Below are 17,748 nucleotides of genomic sequence, written 5' to 3'. Positions count from 1 at the left end.
GATTTAAAATCGCCCGGCAAGTCGCGATGAGGGCATCACTCCCACGGAAACGGCCTTACCGGTGCCTGAGTCAATCGTCTGCGAAACATCAGTATTAATGGCTCGATATGATAGATGCTTGACAAGCATAAAGCAGCGGTGCAGAGTTTCAAGCTTTTCAGGCATTAGAAGCCCAAATGCTTTTACCTCATGCCACGGGCGTTGCGATAATGAAGGCGAGCCGAAATTTCAAACCATTGGCTAGTAGTCAGTCAATTTAATCATGGCGGGTAAATTGTAGGTGCGAATTCATTCGCACTATTCGCTCGACAGAACAAAGCTGACTGAGTACTAAGAGTACTCAGTCAGCTTTATTTTGACGAGAAACTATAGTGTGGCGCGACTTTACGTATGTCCTCGAAGGATTCGAATAGTGCGAATGCCCTGAAGGGCACAAGTACCCATAGGGCATAAATGAATTCGCACCTGCAGTGTATCTGCCATAATCAGAATGACAGACTCAGCAGCGCCTTTATTAAAATTTCGGCAACATACGCACAGAAACCACCTTAATCAATATGAACAATATCGTCTGGCATCACCATAAAATCACCAAAAAAAATCGCATCGAACAACTCCAGCAATCGCCCTGTGTTTTATGGTTTACAGGCCTCAGCGGTTCAGGCAAATCCACTTTGGCGGGCGCCTTGGAAGAAAAGCTGTTTTCGATGGGCTACCACGTTTATCTGCTCGATGGGGATAATGTCAGGCACGGTCTTTGTAAGGATTTAGGCTTCAGCGATCAAGACCGGGTTGAAAACATCCGCCGCATCGGAGAGGTTTCAAAACTGATGGTCGATGCCGGGATGATTGTCTTGGCCGCCTTTATTTCGCCTTTCAGGCAAGACCGGCAGATAGTGCGGCAATTGGTCGATGATAAGGAGTTTATTGAAATTCATGTCAATACGCCGCTGGAAGTCTGTGAGCAGCGCGATCCGAAAGGACTGTATAAAAAAGCCCGGCGAGGCGAGATTAAAAACTTTACCGGTATTGATTCAGTCTATGAACAACCGGAGAATCCCGAATTGGTCATAGAAACACATCGGCAGCCGTTCGAAAAAAGTGTGGCGCAAATAGTGACTTACCTGATGGAGCGAGGAGTGTTAAACAAATGAATTATGACGTGTTCAATGGCGATGCAGACGGCATATGCGCATTGTTGCAACTCCGACTGGCCGAGCCTAAGTCTTCTGTATTGGTGACGGGTATCAAGCGCGATATCGAGTTGTTGGACCGGGTCAATGCGAAACCGGGCGATGACGTGACCGTGCTGGACATTTCCCTGCACAAGAACCGCCCTCATGTGCAGCGGCTGCTGGAGCAGGGCGCCCGCGTTTTTTATGTCGATCACCATCTGGCCGGCGAGATACCCGAACATGCCGCGCTTACAACGCTCATTGATACCGATGCGAATATGTGCACCAGCCTCCTGGTTGACCGTTACCTGCAAGGGCAATACCGTGACTGGGCCGTGGTTGCCGCCTTCGGCGACAACCTGAATCAAAGCGCGGAGCAGGCGGCCAGCGGGCTGAATTTGTCGGCTGCTCAAATGGATCAGCTAAAAGAACTGGGCGTTTGCATCAACTACAACAGTTATGGCAGCTGCGTGGAGGATCTGCATTATCCGCCGGATCAGCTGTATAAGTGTCTGTTGGCCTATAAATCGCCTTTTGATTTCATCAGCGACGAACATTCGGTCTACAAAAAACTTCAGGCCGGTTATTATGAGGATCTAATGCGGGCAAACCAAATCGAGCCTGAATATGATAATGGTCATGTCGTGGTGATTGTATTGCCGGATACAATCTGGGCCAGGCGCATCAATGGCGTCTACGGTAATGAGTTGGCTAACAAGGCTCCAACCAAGGCGCACGCCATCGTGACGCATAATAATCAGGGCGGTTACCAGGTCAGTGTTCGTGCGCCATTGGTCAATAAAACCGGGGCGGATGAGCTATGCAGCGAATTTCCCACTGGCGGCGGCCGCAAAGGCGCGGCCGGGATTAATCATTTACCGGTAGAGCAATTGCCTGATTTCATAAAAAGACTGAGTCAGAAATATGGCCCGGTTTGAGATACTTGCCGTTTGCTCAGGATTCGGTTAAAAATAGCGCTCCGATTTACCAAATGAAATCTTGCCGATGGAAGTGCTATGCCACTACAAGGCGTATCAGGGAAAAATTTGTAAAGCTTGGAACGGTGCAATGCAGCGTTGATGACGTTAAAATGAGCCTTGAACGATCAACAGGCCGCCTGTCTGCAGCGAACTTCTACCTTAAAAACTAAAAAATGAAACTGATCCCGACAAAAATTCCTGATTTATTGATCCTTGAGCCCAAAGTATTCGGAGACCAACGCGGCTTTTTTCTCGAAAGCTACAATCAGCGAACCTTTCAGGATGTTACCGGCATAAACGCGGCCTTTGTGCAGGATAACCATTCCCGCTCGGGCAAAAACGTCTTGAGAGGGCTGCATTATCAGGTCAAGCAGCCGCAGGATAAACTGGTGCGGGTAGTGCGGGGCCGCGTATTCGACGTGGCAGTTGATCTGAGAAAATCATCGCCGACATTCGGCCAATGGGCAGGCGTCGAATTAAGCGAGGAAAATCATCGGCAATTCTGGGTGCCGGCGGGCTTTGCCCATGGCTTCCTGGTGCTTTCAGAGCAGGCGGATTTCCTGTATAAAACCACCGATTACTATGCGCCGGAACATGAGCGCTGCATACGCTGGGATGATCCCGACATCGGCATTATCTGGCCGGAAAACTGTACCCCTTGCCTTTCCGCCAAGGATCAGCAAGGCGTCTCGTTCCGTGAGGCCGAGGTGTTCGCATGAAAATCCTGCTGACAGGCTGTAACGGTCAGGTCGGCTGGGAACTGGCCAGAACCTTGTTGCCTCTAGGGGACGTCATTGCTGTCAACCGTTCCGAGATCGATTTGTCCGATCTTGACGGATTGCGCCACACCGTTCAGAAGCTTAATCCGGACGTTATTGTCAATCCGGCCGCTTACACGGCGGTGGATAAAGCGGAAACGGACCGGGACCTGGCTTTCCTGATCAATGCCGAAGCTCCACGCGTATTAGCCGAAGAGGCCGCGAAAAAATCAGCGCTGCTGATTCACTATTCCACCGATTATGTTTTCGACGGCTCAAATAATGCGCCTTATACGGAAGACGATGTCACGCATCCCGTCAACGTCTATGGCCAGAGTAAACTGGCCGGTGAACAGGCGATCCAGGCAACCGGCGCTGATCATCTGATACTCCGCACCTCCTGGGTCTATGCGGCCAGAGGGCAAAATTTCCTTAAAACCATTTTGCGTCTTGCGGCGGAACGCGAAGAACTGAATATCGTTGCCGATCAGATCGGCTCGCCCACCTGGGCGCGCCTGATCGCCGAGACCACGGCGCATATTCTCAGACAGATACTGCTGGAAAGACAGCAAGGCGTTTTTAATTCAGACATTTACAACTTGACGTCGGCCGGCGAAACTTCATGGCACGGTTTTGCCCAGGCCATTGTTGAGATTGCCCGCCAGCAGGGGATGCAGCCATTAAAAAACCGTGTTATCAATCCGATACCGACGACAGCTTATCCAGTGCCCGCTAAACGCCCCCTCAACTCGCGCTTGTCAACCGAGCGCCTGGAACAGCACTTCGGCTTGAAAATGCCTTCCTGGGATAGCGCACTGAGGCTTTGTATGGAAGAGATGGTTTGAAAGCAGATTGTCAGTAGTCGGGTCGAATTCATTCGGCCCGGGAAGAGGCTATTTTTACAGCGATAGTTTAATACTCAGTCAATTTAATCATGACGGGTAAATTGTAGGTGCGAATTCATTCGCACTACAAATTTTACTCGTCAGAACAAGACTGGCTGAGTACTAGCGCGGCAAAGCGAGAAAAACAGGCCTCGTGCGTAACATCAGTTAAGTAGAAAAATTAAGATCCCGGTAAGTTCAGCGTGAGAGATTTACCGAGAGTTGACCTTGAAACACAGCAATGAAGCATAACATATGAAAATATTAATCACCGGGGGCGCCGGGTTTATAGGCTCGGCTCTGGTCCGTTACCTGATCAACGAGACCGAACACAGCGTTATCAATGTCGACAAACTGACCTATGCCGGCAATCTCGAATCGCTCAAATCGATAGAAGCCAATCCGCGCTACAGCTTCGAGCAGGTCGATATTTGCGATGCCGCTAAAATCGAGCAGCTATTCCAACACTATCAGCCCGATGCAATCATGCACCTGGCGGCCGAATCTCATGTGGACCGTTCCATCGATGGCCCCGCCGCTTTCATACAGGCCAACATTATCGGCACTTATACGCTGCTGGAAGCCGCGCGCAAACATTGGCAGGCGTTGACGGATACTGAAAAACAGGCTTTTCGCTTTCATCATATCTCGACCGATGAAGTCTACGGCGCCCTGGGCGAGACGGGGCTTTTCACGGAACAGACGGCTTATGATCCAAGTTCGCCCTATTCAGCCAGCAAAGCGTCATCGGACCATTTAGTCAGAGCCTGGCATCGGACCTACGGCTTGCCGGTGATCGTCACGAACTGCTCTAACAATTACGGGCCTTTCCATTTTCCCGAAAAATTAATACCGCTGGTGATTCTGAACGCGATTGAAGGCAAGCCGCTGCCTGTCTACGGCAAAGGCGATCAGATACGCGATTGGCTGTATGTCGAGGATCATGCGCGGGCGCTTTATAAAGTGGTGACCGAAGGAAGCGTAGGGCAGACCTACAACATCGGCGGCCACAACGAAAAAACCAATCTTGAGGTGGTCAAGACCATTTGCCGCATTCTGGATGAGTTGAAGCCCAATCATCCTGGAAACATAACACGCTATGAAGAATTGATTACTCACGTAACGGATCGCCCGGGGCATGATAAGCGCTATGCCATCGATGCGGGTAAAATCAACAAAGAGCTTGATTGGACACCGCAAGAAACCTTTGAGACCGGGATCAGGAAAACCGTGCAATGGTATATCGATAATCAAGCCTGGTGGCAGAATGTGCTGGATGGCAGTTATCGGCGCGAACGGTTAGGCTTGGGTACAAAGTAATATCCCGCGCCTATATAAAACTCTGAATCATTATCGACAGGAATATAGAAAATGAAAGGCATAATACTGGCCGGTGGCTCGGGAACACGCTTACATCCCGTTACCTTGGGGATTTCAAAGCAGCTTTTACCTGTTTACGACAAGCCCATGATTTACTACCCGCTGAGTATTCTCATGCTGGCGGGCATAAAGGAAGTGCTGATCATTTCGACACCCCAGGATATCGGCCGGTTCGAACAGCTATTAGGCGACGGCAACCAATGGGGCATGCAGCTTGAATATGCCGTTCAGCCCTCGCCGGACGGGTTGGCCCAGGCTTTTATCATTGGTGAGGAGTTTATTGCGAATGATCCGTGCGCGTTAATACTCGGAGACAACCTGTTCTACGGGCATGATCTGGAGAAACTGCTGAAGCGCTCGGTGCAAAAAACAGAGGGCGCCACCGTTTTTGCCTATCCCGTGCATGATCCCGAGCGTTATGGCGTGGTTGAATTTGATAGTGAAGGAACCGCCAACTCGCTGGAAGAAAAACCGAGCAAGCCCAAATCCCGCCATGCCGTCACGGGCCTGTATTTTTATGACAATCAGGTCGTGGAGATTGCCAAATCGATAAAGCCTTCGGCACGCGGAGAATTGGAAATCACCGATGTCAACAGATGCTATCTTGAGCAAAACACGCTGTCGGTTGAATTGATGGGGCGCGGCATGGCCTGGCTGGATACCGGAACGCATGAGTCCTTGCTGGATGCCTCGCAGTTTATACAGACCATCGAAAAAAGGCAGGGGCTGAAAATAGCGTGTCTTGAAGAAATTGCCTGGCGCAACGGCTGGATTACCGATGATAAGCTGAGGCAGTTAACGAAGCCTTTGCTGAAAAGCGAATATGGCAGTTATCTGATGCGATTGCTGGAGCAGTGAGTTTGTTGATTTGTATTTAAAAGCGTGATTGGCATTGTGCTTAGTGTACAAATCTTCTTCAAATTACAACTAATGGTACAAAAATCCTTACAGAGAAAGACCCACAGACTTTAGTCTTTTAAATACAAAATATTATTTTCTTTAGTGAGCTATATTTTTTAAATATTTTGAGAGCTCGTCCGCAACATCAAGAGTGTTACTCACTTTCTTCGGCTAAAGGTATAATGGACAGCTTCATTTGCCGGGGCTTCCTAGTACATTATTTTTAGTGGAGTTCTACTGTTCAATTTATTGTCTAGTGACAAATATATGTTTTATTTACCGATTATAATCAGGCTGGAATGATCAGATTAAGTATTAAATAAAGTGCCATTTTCTAAGTGCCACAGGATACAAGACATTGCAGAGCCATCTAAAAAACTTTTGGAAGTTATGGGTTTAAAAATAATACCAACAATACTATGCGGCGGCGCAGGTTCGCGCCTTTGGCCGGTTTCCCGTGAATCACATCCAAAGCCCTTCATCCATCTGGCCGATGGACAAAGTCTACTGCAAAAAGCCTGGCTGCGCGGAGCTGCATTGCCTGGGGTGGCTGAAATTCTTACGGTCACCAATCGCGATCTTTTTTTCAAAACCGAGGATGAGTATCGTCAGGTGGCGGGTAGCGATTATAAAAACCTTGGCAATAGCTTCATTCTCGAGCCTTTTGGCCGCAATACGGCCCCTGCGATCGCCGCAGCCGCGCTGCAAGTGGCGGCAACTCATGGCCAGGATGCGCTTTTGCTAGTATTGGCTGCCGATCACCTCATTGTCGATCAGCCGGCCTTTGTCCAAGCCGTGGCGCAGGCCCAGCAACTTGCCCGGCAGGGCAAGCTTGTTACTTTCGGTATTCAGCCCGAAGCGCCGGAAACCGGTTACGGCTATATCGAGGCCGAAGGCAATGCCGTTCTGCGATTTGTGGAAAAACCCAGTCTAGAAAAGGCGAAAGACTATGTCGCATCTGGTCGTTATTTCTGGAACTCAGGCATGTTTTGCTTTGCCGCCGGTGCTCTGATACGCGAAATGGAACAACATTGCCCGGCAATACTGTCTGCTGTCCGCGCTTGTATGGAGCAATCCCGTAGGGCCGAAGGCAAGGGCTTTATTCAGGTCGAACTTAATCCGGAAGCTTTTGACCCAGTGCCCGACGACTCCATTGATTATGCCGTGATGGAAAAGTCCAGCAATGTCGCCGTTGTGCCTTGCAGCATCGGCTGGAGCGATATCGGATCCTGGAGCGCGCTGGGCGATCTATCCGAGCCCGATGCACAAGGCAATCGCATAGAAGGCGAGGCCCTGCTACATGATGTCAGTAACTGCTATATCCAGAGCAATGAGCGCATTGTCGGCGCTGTTGGAGTCAACAATCTGATCGTTATCGATACGCCGGATGCGCTGCTGGTTGCTGACCGCGATCGTGCCCAGGACGTCAAGCATTTATACGCCAGCCTTAAATCTCAGGGGCACGAAGCTCATAAACTTCACAGAACAGTACATCGTCCTTGGGGTACTTACACCGTCCTGGAAGAGGGACCTCGCTTTAAAATCAAGCGCATCGAAGTCAAGCCGGGCGCCAGTCTCAGTTTGCAAATGCATCACCACCGCAGCGAACACTGGATCGTGGTAAGCGGCATGGCGAAAGTGGTGAATAGTGAGTATGAAATATTCGTAAATACCAACGAATCAACTTGCATTCCGGCTGGCCACAAACACCGGCTGGAAAATCCGGGTGTGGTTGATTTGGTTATGATTGAAGTGCAGAGCGGTGAGTATCTGGGCGAGGACGATATCGTCCGCTTCGATGACAAATACGGTCGGGTTGCATCATGAAATTATCCTGTTTCAAAGCCTATGACATCCGCGGGCGTTTGGGTGAAGAGCTCAATGAAGAGATTGCCTACCGCATTGGCCGCGCCTATGCGCAGCACCTGAGTGCCAAGCGTGTTGCAGTAGGAGGCGATATCCGCCTCACCAGTGAGCCGCTCAAGCAGGCTCTGGCCAATGGCCTGATGGACGGCGGCGCCGATGTGATCGATATTGGCATGACCGGCACTGAAGAAGTGTACTTTGCCGCATTCCACTTGGATGTAGATGGCGGCATTGAAGTCACCGCCAGCCATAATCCCATGGATTATAATGGCATGAAGCTGGTGCGCCGCGATGCCCAGCCTATCAGCGGCGATACGGGGCTAAAAACTATTCAGGCTTTAGCCGAAGCTAATCAGTTCGAGCCGGCAGCCGCGCGCGGTACGCTGACACGGCAATCCATTCTCGGTTCCTATGTAGAACATCTGCTGACCTATATCGATACGGCAACGCTCAAGCCGCTTAAGCTGGTCGTCAACGCAGGCAATGGCGCCGCCGGCCATGTCATTGACGCAATAGAGTCAGTATTTAAGCAGCAAGGCGTACCGGTCACTTTTATCAAAGTCAATCATGAGCCCGACGGCACTTTTCCGAACGGCATTCCCAATCCCTTGTTGCTCGAAAACCGTACCGCGACGGCGCAGGCCGTCAAAATACATCAAGCCGACATGGGCATAGCCTGGGACGGCGACTTCGACCGCTGCTTTTTGTTTGATGAAAATGGCGATTTTATCGAGGGTTATTACATCGTCGGCCTGTTGGCAGCCGCTTTTCTGGCTAAACACCCCGGCGAAAAAATCATCCATGACCCGCGACTGACCTGGAACACGATTGATGTTGTGAAGCGTGAAGGGGGCATTCCTATCCAGTCCAAAACCGGGCATGCCTTTATCAAAGAGCGCATGCGCGCTGAAAATGCCATCTATGGCGGTGAAATGAGTGCACACCACTATTTTCGCGATTTTGCCTACTGCGATAGCGGCATGATTCCCTGGCTATTGGTAGTCGAATTGGTTTGTCATAGCGGCAAAGCATTATCACAATTGGTGAATGAACGTATTCAGGCCTACCCGTGCAGTGGCGAAATCAACTATACAGTGATGGATGCCAATGCGGCTTTGCAGACAGTGCGCGATTACTATGCGGGTTCGCAAGCACTCGTGGACATGACAGACGGTCTCAGTCTGGAATTTGCGGATTGGCGACTCAACTTGCGCAGTTCAAATACCGAACCGCTGCTGCGCTTGAATATTGAAACCCGCTCCAATCTATCGGCCGTGCAAGAGCGGCTGGCTGAAGTTGAATCACTTATCCGGGAAAACGCTTGATGTTCGAAATGCTGCTTGCCGCGTGGCGTTATCAATTTTTTATATTTTCATCCATTAAAACCGAGTTACGGACTAAGTTTGTACGTAGTAAGTTGAGTGGTCTTTGAATGATTCTGCACCCGCTGTCACAAGTGCTCATTTTTGCCTTTGTGTTGTCAACTTCCAACGATTGGATAGGTAAGCAATGATTCAATCCAAGTGAGCGGCAAATTGTCGGCATTATAATTAACTATGATTGCCGAAATAGTCTCGGCCATTCTCTTTATTTAATCCAAGGTAATGGAAGCAAGTGCTTATCCAGCACTTGCCAGATTTCGTAAAGAGAAGCTACTCGTTTGTTTTGAATAATTCGCCGCTTTCGCCACATTTTTGGAAGGCCTTTCAAGGCATCGACTTTAGCGCTCAGGATTACCCGATTCTGTCCAGCTAGTGAAAAATACAGAATCGTTGCAATATTCACTAACACATGCAAAGGCAGCAACAGCCAAAACAAAATGCCCGGCATATTTTTAACATAAGCCCAGACCACATTACGATGACCATGATACACACTAAAATCGCTATGTTGCCCACCCGTCGCAGCCGAACCCACATGGGAAACGATAGCATCATGAACCAACAATGATTGATGTCCCGCCAAACGCAATCGAAAACCTAAATCGACATCTTCGACATAACAAAAAAAATCCTCATCGAATCCGCCTACCTCGGACAGCGCCTGGCGACGATAAAGTGCGGCGGCAGCACAGGGGCTAAAAATTACCTTATTAATCAAATTAATAGACGCAAGTCGGGCTCCATATTGATCTCGCCATACCTGGCCGCTAATATGATAACTGTCACCTGCCCCATCCACAAACTCGGGACTGTCATCGCACAATTGCAACGAGGCAAATGCAGCGACATCCGGATAAGAATCTGCGGCGGCTAACAAACGCTCCACCCAATCGGGATTGGGGAATGCATCCGGATTGAGCAAAGCTATATAATCCGTATCACACAATGCCAGCGCCCTGTTATTTGCTCCCGCAAACCCCAAATTGGTGCCGAGCAATTGAATATCTATTTGATCTTTTTGAGGGATGCCTTGTAGAGAATCATCACTACTGCCGTTATCCATGATCAGAATTCTAGCGGGCGGCACGGTTTGATTCAATAAATGATCCAAACACTTGGAAAGAACAGCGCCGCAATTCCAATTGACGATAATCACGGTAACGGATACGGTTTTGTTTGAATAATTAGAATATTGTTTTGGCACAATTTTTTATTTTGGATTGTAACGATTCACTGTACTCTTTAGAAAAAAGAATATTGGAGTCAATACTATTGACCACAAACCATTCCTGCCTAGACAAACTGCACATTAGAAACTCTGTGTTTTCTGCGGAAAAAATCGGCAAGTATTTAACCAGCCGAATTCATAACTAACTCCGAAAATCTGACTGATGCTCTAAAAACCAAGTATAAGTATGGCGTAAACCATCCTCTAGTGAGAGATCAGCCTCCCAACCCAAATTTTTCAGCCTCGATACATCTAACAGTTTTCGCGGTGTTCCATCTGGTTTAGTAGCATCAAATACTAACCGACCCTTAAAACCAGTTACTTTAGCCACCGTTTCAGCTAATTCACGAATGGTGCAGTCCACCCCAGTGCCGACATTAATATGTGAAAGCATCGGCTGTGTATGCATTTGATAGATGTTTGCATCCATCTCCATAACATATATGCTAGCACCAGCCATATCATCTACATGCAAAAACTCTCGCATCGGCATACCGCTACCCCAAACCACTACCTTATCATCACCACGTTGAACAGCATCATGAAAGCGACGTATCAGAGCTGGTACCACATGGCTGTTCTCAGCATGAAAATTATCCCCCGGACCATAAAGATTTGTCGGCATCACACTACGATAATCCCGACCATACTGGCGATTATAGCTTTCGCACAGCTTAATACCGGCTATCTTAGCAATAGCATAAGGTTCGTTAGTAGGTTCAAGCATACCAGTTAATAAAGCATCCTCGCGCATTGGCTGTTCAGCCAGTTTGGGGTAAATACAGGACGACCCTAGAAACAACAGTTTATTGACTCCTGTTTGATGCGCAGCATGGATAATATTGCACTCAATTATTAAATTTTCATAGATAAACTCAGCTGGATAAGTATTATTGGCATAAATGCCACCAACCTTAGCCGCAGCCAGATAAACTTGCTCAATTTTTTGTTCAGCAAAAAAAGACAACACGGCTGACTGACAAGTTAAATCTAGCTGATTCCTCCCAGCCGTGATCAACTGAGAATACCCTGCTTGTTGTAAACTGCGCATCAAAGCACTTCCTACCATGCCACGATGACCAGCTACAAAAATACGCGCATGTTTATTAATAGACATGCTCAATTCTCCACAGAAAGTGAAATGTCGTGCCCATTAGCGCGCAAAAATGCATTACGTTGGGCGACTTTTAAATCTTCAGCAACCATTTCTGCACACATCTCTTGCACAGTAATCTGTGGCACCCAGCCAAGCATCTCTTTAGCTTTACGCGGATCACCCAGCAGAGTGTCCACCTCAGTGGGACGGAAATAACGTGGGTCGATCTGCACCAGAACATCACCGACCTTCACCGCTGGCGCTTTATCACCTTCAATCTCTGCCACAACGCCCTTTTCATTGACACCTTCACCTTCAAAACGAAGAGTAATCCCTAATTCCCGTGCAGACCAGCTAATAAACTGACGTACCGAATACTGCACACCAGTTGCAATAACAAAATCCTCAGGTTGTTTTTGTTGCAACATCATCCATTGCATACGGACATAATCCTTAGCATGACCCCAATCACGCAAAGCATCCATATTACCCATATACAGGCATGTCTCTAGGCCATGTGCGATATTCGCCAGACCACGAGTGATTTTCCGGGTTACAAAGGTTTCGCCACGGCGGGGCGACTCATGATTAAACAAAATACCGTTGCAAGCGTATATACCATAAGCTTCGCGGTAATTTACCACAATCCAATAGGCGTAAAGCTTAGCCACGGCATAAGGCGAGCGTGGATAAAACGGCGTGGTTTCCTTTTGGGGAATTTCCTGTACCTTGCCGTACAATTCGGACGTGGAGGCCTGATAAAAGCGAGTCTTTTTCTCCAGTCCGCAAATGCGAATCGCCTCAAGCAAGCGCAAAGTACCCATTGCATCTATATCTGCTGTGTATTCAGGTGACTCAAAACTGACCGCAACATGGGACTGAGCGCCCAAGTTATACACTTCATCCGGCTGTAACTCCTGCATGATGCGAATCAGGTTGGTGGAATCCGACAAATCACCATAATGCAAAATGAAATGCTGGTTATTGACATGTGGATCTTCATAAATATGATCCACTCGTTGGGTATTGAATGAAGAAGCTCGGCGTTTGATGCCATGTACTTGATATCCTTTTTCTAAAAGAAGTTCGGCAAGATAGGAACCATCCTGGCCAGTGATACCGGTAATGAGCGCTATTTTAGCCGCCATAAGCAAATCCTTAATAATTAAAATTTAATGGAATTTAGAACTAAAAATAGCTCTGACTTGAGAATATTACTAGTTCTGATTTTTTAAGTGGTGATATTAAGCGCAAGTTTAATAACCTGTGGTGCTAGTTTATAAGTTGAATTCAGCAATGGAGAAAGGAACAAAGCCATCATCCTCAGGCAACAGGCCGAACCATTCAATTAACGCGTTAAACGAAGCTACCATAAGGGCAAGATGGACTAGAAAATACTCCGCAACCCCATGCCGCATTTTCTTGGTGTGGCAGACCACCGTCAACATCGAATAGACGGTTCCCATCAGCATTCTACCGTCCCACTCGCCACGCCGACAGAGTTTTAGATTGGCGGGATTACTGGCTTTCGCATGAAGTCTAGTGTCAGCCAGTATGACGCTGTGGTCTTTAAAGAACTCGGTCAGGGGATGAAGCCACGAGTCGTGAGCATTGGCTGGCGCCCATGCCCAGCCAATAATCTGCCCCAAGTGATTGATGGCTAGGCACAGTTTGCTGCCAACAATCCAGCGGTGGTTAGATACACCGGACTCAATCCAGGCTTTAGGATTACGTACCTTACGAATAGGTTGAATTAATTCCATGCCACAACTGTTAATAATACCCAGTAGACTGGGCTTTGCCAAAAACATCTGTGCCCATTCCCAATGCGTTTTCAGGCGACGGAATAAACGAGTACGGGCAAAGCGGAAACCAATCGGCATAATCGCGAATTAACCAACAGTAAAAGGCGCGTTGACCAACGCCTTTGATAGCAATTAGCATCTCCTGAGTGACCATTTCGCTATGGGCTAGAGCCGCTTGGTTGTGATTTGGAACATTTTGCATATGGTCGTCTATCCGGCAAAACAAATCAATGATAAAGTCTTCTGTAGTCATGGACATTGACTCCTAATTGATAAGCATTTTAGTCGGAATACTTGCTATATCCTCTGCTCATGATCTCCGAAAATCAACTAGCACCAATGGTTAATAGAAAATATAATCTATTAATTTATCTTCTATTATGTTATGGAAATTCAATTTAAAACTATATAAACTTAACATCGTATAAACGCCATGATCGTTTCTCTAACGATGACAACTGAAGATGTAATAAATGTCTTGATACATCCAGTTCGAATATGTCGTAATAAAACCCAGATCCATTAGACTTAAGTTGACTATCGTTTAGATAGGCTATGGGTGCATTATTGAGGTCACAAATAATCACTAACTTAGTCGGTTTTTCTTCATCATACCAAGGCAAATAAATATCGACATATGGGCTAACTAGATTGCTGTTATTATAAAAACCGTAATTGAATTCATGCATATTTGACAAGTTCAAACTCATATTCTTACGGCTACGATAAAAATTCAGCAACCTAAGCATCAATCGATCAAAACTTTTACCATGGTTTAATAATAAATCTTGATAGTAAAACCCAAGCAATGATCTTGCTGCTGAAAATGGTGTGGTATTTTTGAATAAATGGCAGCCTATTTCAAAAAAACGCCGCCAAGAACGGCTGGATGTTTTAGTACCGTCATACATTCTCACCACAGACAGCGGTTTATTAAGATAATAAAATTTTGCGCCTGATCGATAAAGTCTAATCCATAAATCCCAGTCCATCGTGTAATGCAGCTCTGCATTCAATTTCCCCCCAATTTTTTCAAACGCGGCTCGCCGGACAAAGCACGAAGGTTGAGAAATACAACACTCACCTGTAATTGAGCTTATATTATTTTTAATTGCCGGGAAGTACCCCAAAAAGCTGCCTGTTTCATCGACAAAAACAGAATCGCCATAAACAACTTCTACCTCAGGCTGCTCAATAAAAACCTGCCTGACTGCCTCCAAGGTATCAGGAAAATAATAATCGTCAGCGCATAACCAAGCAATTATTTCGCCTTTTGTATTATCCCATCCCTCTTGTATAGCAGAGGTCTGGCCAGAGTCCGGCCCGAATCTATGATACGAGAGTAAACCCGCATATCTTTCCAGAACTTTTTGCACACTATCGTCGGGCGTGGCATCCATTACAGCCAACTCTACCTCAGCAGATTGAGCCCGAATACTCTCTAATGCCGATGGCAAAAACTCCGCCTGTCGGTAAACCGGTATTGCTACACTGAATTTCATTTATTAAAAATCTTCAAAATTGAGATGATTTAGTTGTTTTATAATCGCATAGAAATTCAACAACCGCATAATTGATATAGCCGAAAAAGTTTCGCACTATTTATACCAAACCAATCCACGCACTTGCTTGGATGCCCAATTCCAGTTATAGGAAGTAATCGTTTGCTTGCCGAATATCTTGCATAACAACCAAAGTGTACCACCGAATCCAATACGCTTAATTAATGGTAGCTTATGAAAAGGTTGATCATAATAGCCATTCAAATCAAACACCTTAAACAAAAAACGATAAATATCAGCTATTCGTCCTCGGAACGGACCATAAGTTTTTGTTATCCTGTACATTTCGTTTATTACACGTAAACCAGCTTTTGAGGTCAAATTGTCATCGCTAAAATAATAAACCGATAATATATCTGGAATAGCCATAAATCGCGCCCCGGAAGCATAGAGGCGGTTCCACCATTCCCAATCAAAAGCAAGTTGGTAACTCACATCTAATTCTCCAAGACGCCGATGAATGCCGGCACGCCAAAAAGTACTAGGCTGTTCTATACCGTTTCGCATCGACAAGCTTTCAAGATAATTTTCGGGCGGCTGTGTAATACATTCCGATCCATCGGCAAATACACGCCGACAACCGCCAGTGAGCACATCAATACCAGGGTTATCTAGGAATACTTGGGCAATGCACGCCAATGCTCCCGAAGTTAGCGCATCATCGGCATTCAGGTAACAATAAATATTGCCCTCTGCAAGCTTAAACGCTTTGTTCAAGGCATCGGCAACATTTTTGTCTTTTTCACAAATCAGATGGTTAACGACATGTCGATAGCGTTCAATGATCTCAACTGTGCTATCAGTACTAAGACCATCCACGCAAATCACTTGCAAGTTGGGATAGTGCTGCTCTTCGATTGATTTAAGGGTCCGTTCGATCGTCTTTTCAGCATTCAGTGACGGAGTAACTAAGGTAATTCTGGGGAAGGATTTATACATAAATCTTATTTTTGCTGCTGGCGTAAATACTCTGACCGGACTCCAAGATGATAGGCCACTATGCCAATTCCAAAAGCTAAGGACTGATTTATTCCTCCTTTAAACGCCTTCAACAAAAGCCACAAAAATCTCACTATTACTCGATATTCCTTTGGAGTTTTTTTTGGACCTGCCAATAAACGTGCCAATACGGTATGACTTTCACCATATCCGAACATTAATCGGATTAGGTAATTGAATTTGAATCGCTTATTATCGAGGTGATGGTAAAGCCATAGTGAGGGAACATATGCACAAGCCAAATCCAGTCGATAGGCTCCTCTCATCATTATTGAATCATCACAAGATGCCAACCCTTTACTACCGGCCCGACCCAACTGAAAAAAAGCAGGATTTTCCTCTGCACGCAATAGATAAGCATCAATAACTCTTCGATGAACCCAAGCACCTGCTCCGGGAGGCTCAGCCAGCGTCCAAGCGTCAGTTTTCTCGATTAATATGGTGTTTCCATTATTCTTTATCCCTAGGTATGGCAAAAATGGAACTACCCATTTACTTGATTTTATCGTTTTCGGAAGTAATAATTTCCCTCCAAAGCAGCCAACCTCGGAATGTGTTTTAATAAAATCAAGGCCATTTTTTATGAAATCTGGGGATAACTCATTATCATCATCGACCCATAAAACCCAATCAAAGCGCGTATGACGGACAGCCGCTATCCGGGCATACTGCAAGCCAAGAGACGGTTCATGAATCATTTGGGCAGATATGCCGCATTTTTTAAGCTGATCAAGTAATGATGCATCCAACGGCGGATCAGATGCATTGTCCACAAGAAGAAAATGAAACGACTCTGCCCCCGCAGATTGATTTTGAATTGACTCCAAAACTTTTTTAAGTATGTCCAATCGAGGGTTATGAGTACAAAGACAAATACTAATCATAAAAAATCATCTATAACATCGGACATTATAACAACTCATCTCGGCAATTACTGTCTAATACCGTAAGATTATGTGTATTTGAATGAAACTTATCGGGCTCTTTTTTCTGCCATCCCTGTCAGTATTTAGTCCTTTCTTTAACTGGTTAGGATTATCAACAAAAATATCTAGCATTTTACCGTACTCCAGGGCAGCCGCATTAAGCAACAGATTGATATTCAGTAAATTCTGTCTATAGGCATCGTCACTGACGGCCAGCAGGCACCGAATCTTGATGCGGCCTTCACGGACTTATCTTGGCGAAACAGATTGAGCGCGATGCGCCGCAAGATCGAGAAGTTTTCCGCGGAGTTTCCTACGCCTGGTCTTCGCCGAAGGCGACGTCGAGCGACCAGTGGAGGTCATTCTCGATTTCCCAATGCCATCGCACGACGGTTCCCATGTGGTCCGCGTTGGCCAGCCGCGAACTGACGTAATAGCGCCGCTCGGTGCTCACTACACCGTTGATGTCGCGGCCTAGTACTACAGTTGTAGATTATTTTTCTTCCTGCGTCGTCGGTAATGGCAGGCACGGGCAACGGCTTGATGGCGTCTTCGCCATAGCGACCAGTTGACGATATGCATGATTCTCGGCGGATGCCGCCACAGCCATTGCCACAACAGCTTGCGCACTTCCGGTACCGTCAACGGGATCAGAGCTGCCGCTGCTTCCAGGCTTACTTGCTCAGCCGTTTCCGGTTTTTTTTGCCGATGACGCGTCTTTTTCATGGCGGCACAACACCGCCAAATACGCCAACGCGGCCATTGCCAGGGTCATGTGTCGGTACCAGCCGTGCCAACTGCGCACTT

17 protein-coding genes are annotated in these 17,748 nt (G+C 46.9%); 8 read left to right on the top strand and 9 right to left on the bottom strand.

Annotated elements, in window-relative coordinates; all coding sequences use genetic code 11:
- The first annotated feature begins 557 nt into the window (after positions 1 to 557).
- The 8 genes from cysC to EK22_RS17210 all read left to right on the top strand — a co-directional run bounded on the left by cysC (position 558) and on the right by EK22_RS17210 (position 9,268).
- On the top strand, positions 558 to 1,154 hold the full coding sequence (gene cysC, locus EK22_RS17245) for an adenylyl-sulfate kinase (RefSeq protein ID WP_051961953.1): 597 nt from the start codon (positions 558 to 560) through the stop codon (positions 1,152 to 1,154).
- Positions 1,151 to 2,113, top strand: coding sequence for a DHH family phosphoesterase (locus EK22_RS17240; protein ID WP_036252971.1), 963 nt, complete (start codon positions 1,151 to 1,153; stop codon positions 2,111 to 2,113). Before cysC ends, EK22_RS17240 begins: the two co-directional genes overlap by 4 nt.
- 215 nt (positions 2,114 to 2,328) lie before the next feature.
- Positions 2,329 to 2,874, top strand: coding sequence for a dTDP-4-dehydrorhamnose 3,5-epimerase (gene rfbC, locus EK22_RS17235; RefSeq protein ID WP_036252969.1), 546 nt, complete (start codon positions 2,329 to 2,331; stop codon positions 2,872 to 2,874).
- On the top strand, positions 2,871 to 3,758 hold the full coding sequence (gene rfbD, locus EK22_RS17230; protein WP_036252967.1) for a dTDP-4-dehydrorhamnose reductase: 888 nt from the start codon (positions 2,871 to 2,873) through the stop codon (positions 3,756 to 3,758). Before rfbC ends, rfbD begins: the two co-directional genes overlap by 4 nt.
- 294 nt (positions 3,759 to 4,052) lie before the next feature.
- Positions 4,053 to 5,117: a dTDP-glucose 4,6-dehydratase gene (rfbB, locus tag EK22_RS17225; protein ID WP_036252965.1), complete on the top strand. Its 1,065-nt coding sequence runs from the start codon at positions 4,053 to 4,055 to the stop codon at positions 5,115 to 5,117.
- Between the two features lie 51 nt (positions 5,118 to 5,168).
- Positions 5,169 to 6,035: a glucose-1-phosphate thymidylyltransferase RfbA gene (gene rfbA / locus EK22_RS17220; RefSeq protein ID WP_036252963.1), complete on the top strand. Its 867-nt coding sequence runs from the start codon at positions 5,169 to 5,171 to the stop codon at positions 6,033 to 6,035.
- A 366-nt stretch (positions 6,036 to 6,401) separates the two neighbouring features.
- Complete coding sequence (locus EK22_RS17215) at positions 6,402 to 7,904, top strand: mannose-1-phosphate guanylyltransferase/mannose-6-phosphate isomerase (protein ID WP_235209437.1); 1,503 nt, start codon at positions 6,402 to 6,404, stop codon at positions 7,902 to 7,904.
- On the top strand, positions 7,901 to 9,268 hold the full coding sequence (locus tag EK22_RS17210; RefSeq protein WP_036252957.1) for a phosphohexomutase domain-containing protein: 1,368 nt from the start codon (positions 7,901 to 7,903) through the stop codon (positions 9,266 to 9,268). Before EK22_RS17215 ends, EK22_RS17210 begins: the two co-directional genes overlap by 4 nt.
- 262 nt (positions 9,269 to 9,530) lie before the next feature.
- Here EK22_RS17210 and EK22_RS17205 read toward each other — a convergent pair whose 3' ends face one another.
- The 9 genes from EK22_RS17205 to EK22_RS24970 form a co-directional block, all read right to left on the bottom strand.
- Positions 9,531 to 10,481 carry a glycosyltransferase family 2 protein gene (locus EK22_RS17205; protein ID WP_036252955.1) on the bottom strand — a complete coding sequence of 317 codons (951 nt, stop codon included), beginning with the start codon at positions 10,479 to 10,481 and terminating at the stop codon, positions 9,531 to 9,533.
- Positions 10,482 to 10,695: 214 nt separating this feature from the next.
- Positions 10,696 to 11,670 carry a GDP-L-fucose synthase gene (locus EK22_RS17200; RefSeq protein ID WP_036252953.1) on the bottom strand — a complete coding sequence of 325 codons (975 nt, stop codon included), beginning with the start codon at positions 11,668 to 11,670 and terminating at the stop codon, positions 10,696 to 10,698.
- Positions 11,671 to 11,672: 2 nt separating this feature from the next.
- Positions 11,673 to 12,797 carry a GDP-mannose 4,6-dehydratase gene (gene gmd, locus EK22_RS17195; RefSeq protein ID WP_036252951.1) on the bottom strand — a complete coding sequence of 375 codons (1,125 nt, stop codon included), beginning with the start codon at positions 12,795 to 12,797 and terminating at the stop codon, positions 11,673 to 11,675.
- 129 nt (positions 12,798 to 12,926) lie between these two features.
- Positions 12,927 to 13,412, bottom strand: a complete 486-nt coding sequence (locus EK22_RS17190; protein WP_036252949.1) for a hypothetical protein — start codon at positions 13,410 to 13,412, stop codon at positions 12,927 to 12,929.
- A gap of 10 nt (positions 13,413 to 13,422) precedes the next feature.
- Positions 13,423 to 13,707 (bottom strand): hypothetical protein, encoded by a 285-nt coding sequence (locus EK22_RS17185; RefSeq protein WP_152565135.1) that lies wholly within the window; start codon positions 13,705 to 13,707, stop codon positions 13,423 to 13,425.
- 151 nt (positions 13,708 to 13,858) lie between these two features.
- Positions 13,859 to 14,956, bottom strand: coding sequence for a glycosyltransferase (locus EK22_RS23290; RefSeq protein ID WP_051961951.1), 1,098 nt, complete (start codon positions 14,954 to 14,956; stop codon positions 13,859 to 13,861).
- Between the two features lie 96 nt (positions 14,957 to 15,052).
- Complete coding sequence (locus EK22_RS23285) at positions 15,053 to 15,955, bottom strand: glycosyltransferase family 2 protein (RefSeq protein ID WP_051961950.1); 903 nt, start codon at positions 15,953 to 15,955, stop codon at positions 15,053 to 15,055.
- A 5-nt stretch (positions 15,956 to 15,960) separates the two neighbouring features.
- Positions 15,961 to 16,899 (bottom strand): glycosyltransferase, encoded by a 939-nt coding sequence (locus tag EK22_RS17170; RefSeq protein ID WP_081917946.1) that lies wholly within the window; start codon positions 16,897 to 16,899, stop codon positions 15,961 to 15,963.
- 522 nt (positions 16,900 to 17,421) lie between these two features.
- Positions 17,422 to 17,667, bottom strand: a complete 246-nt coding sequence (locus EK22_RS24970) for a hypothetical protein (RefSeq protein WP_081917945.1) — start codon at positions 17,665 to 17,667, stop codon at positions 17,422 to 17,424.
- Between the last annotated feature and the right edge of the window lie 81 nt (positions 17,668 to 17,748).

It is taken from the genome of Methylobacter sp. BBA5.1 (assembly GCF_000746145.1).
GTDB classification, from domain to species: Bacteria; Pseudomonadota; Gammaproteobacteria; order Methylococcales; family Methylomonadaceae; genus Methylobacter; species Methylobacter marinus.
The sequence above is the reverse complement of the archived record's forward strand: the minus strand, read 5'-3'. Positions and strand labels throughout refer to the sequence as shown.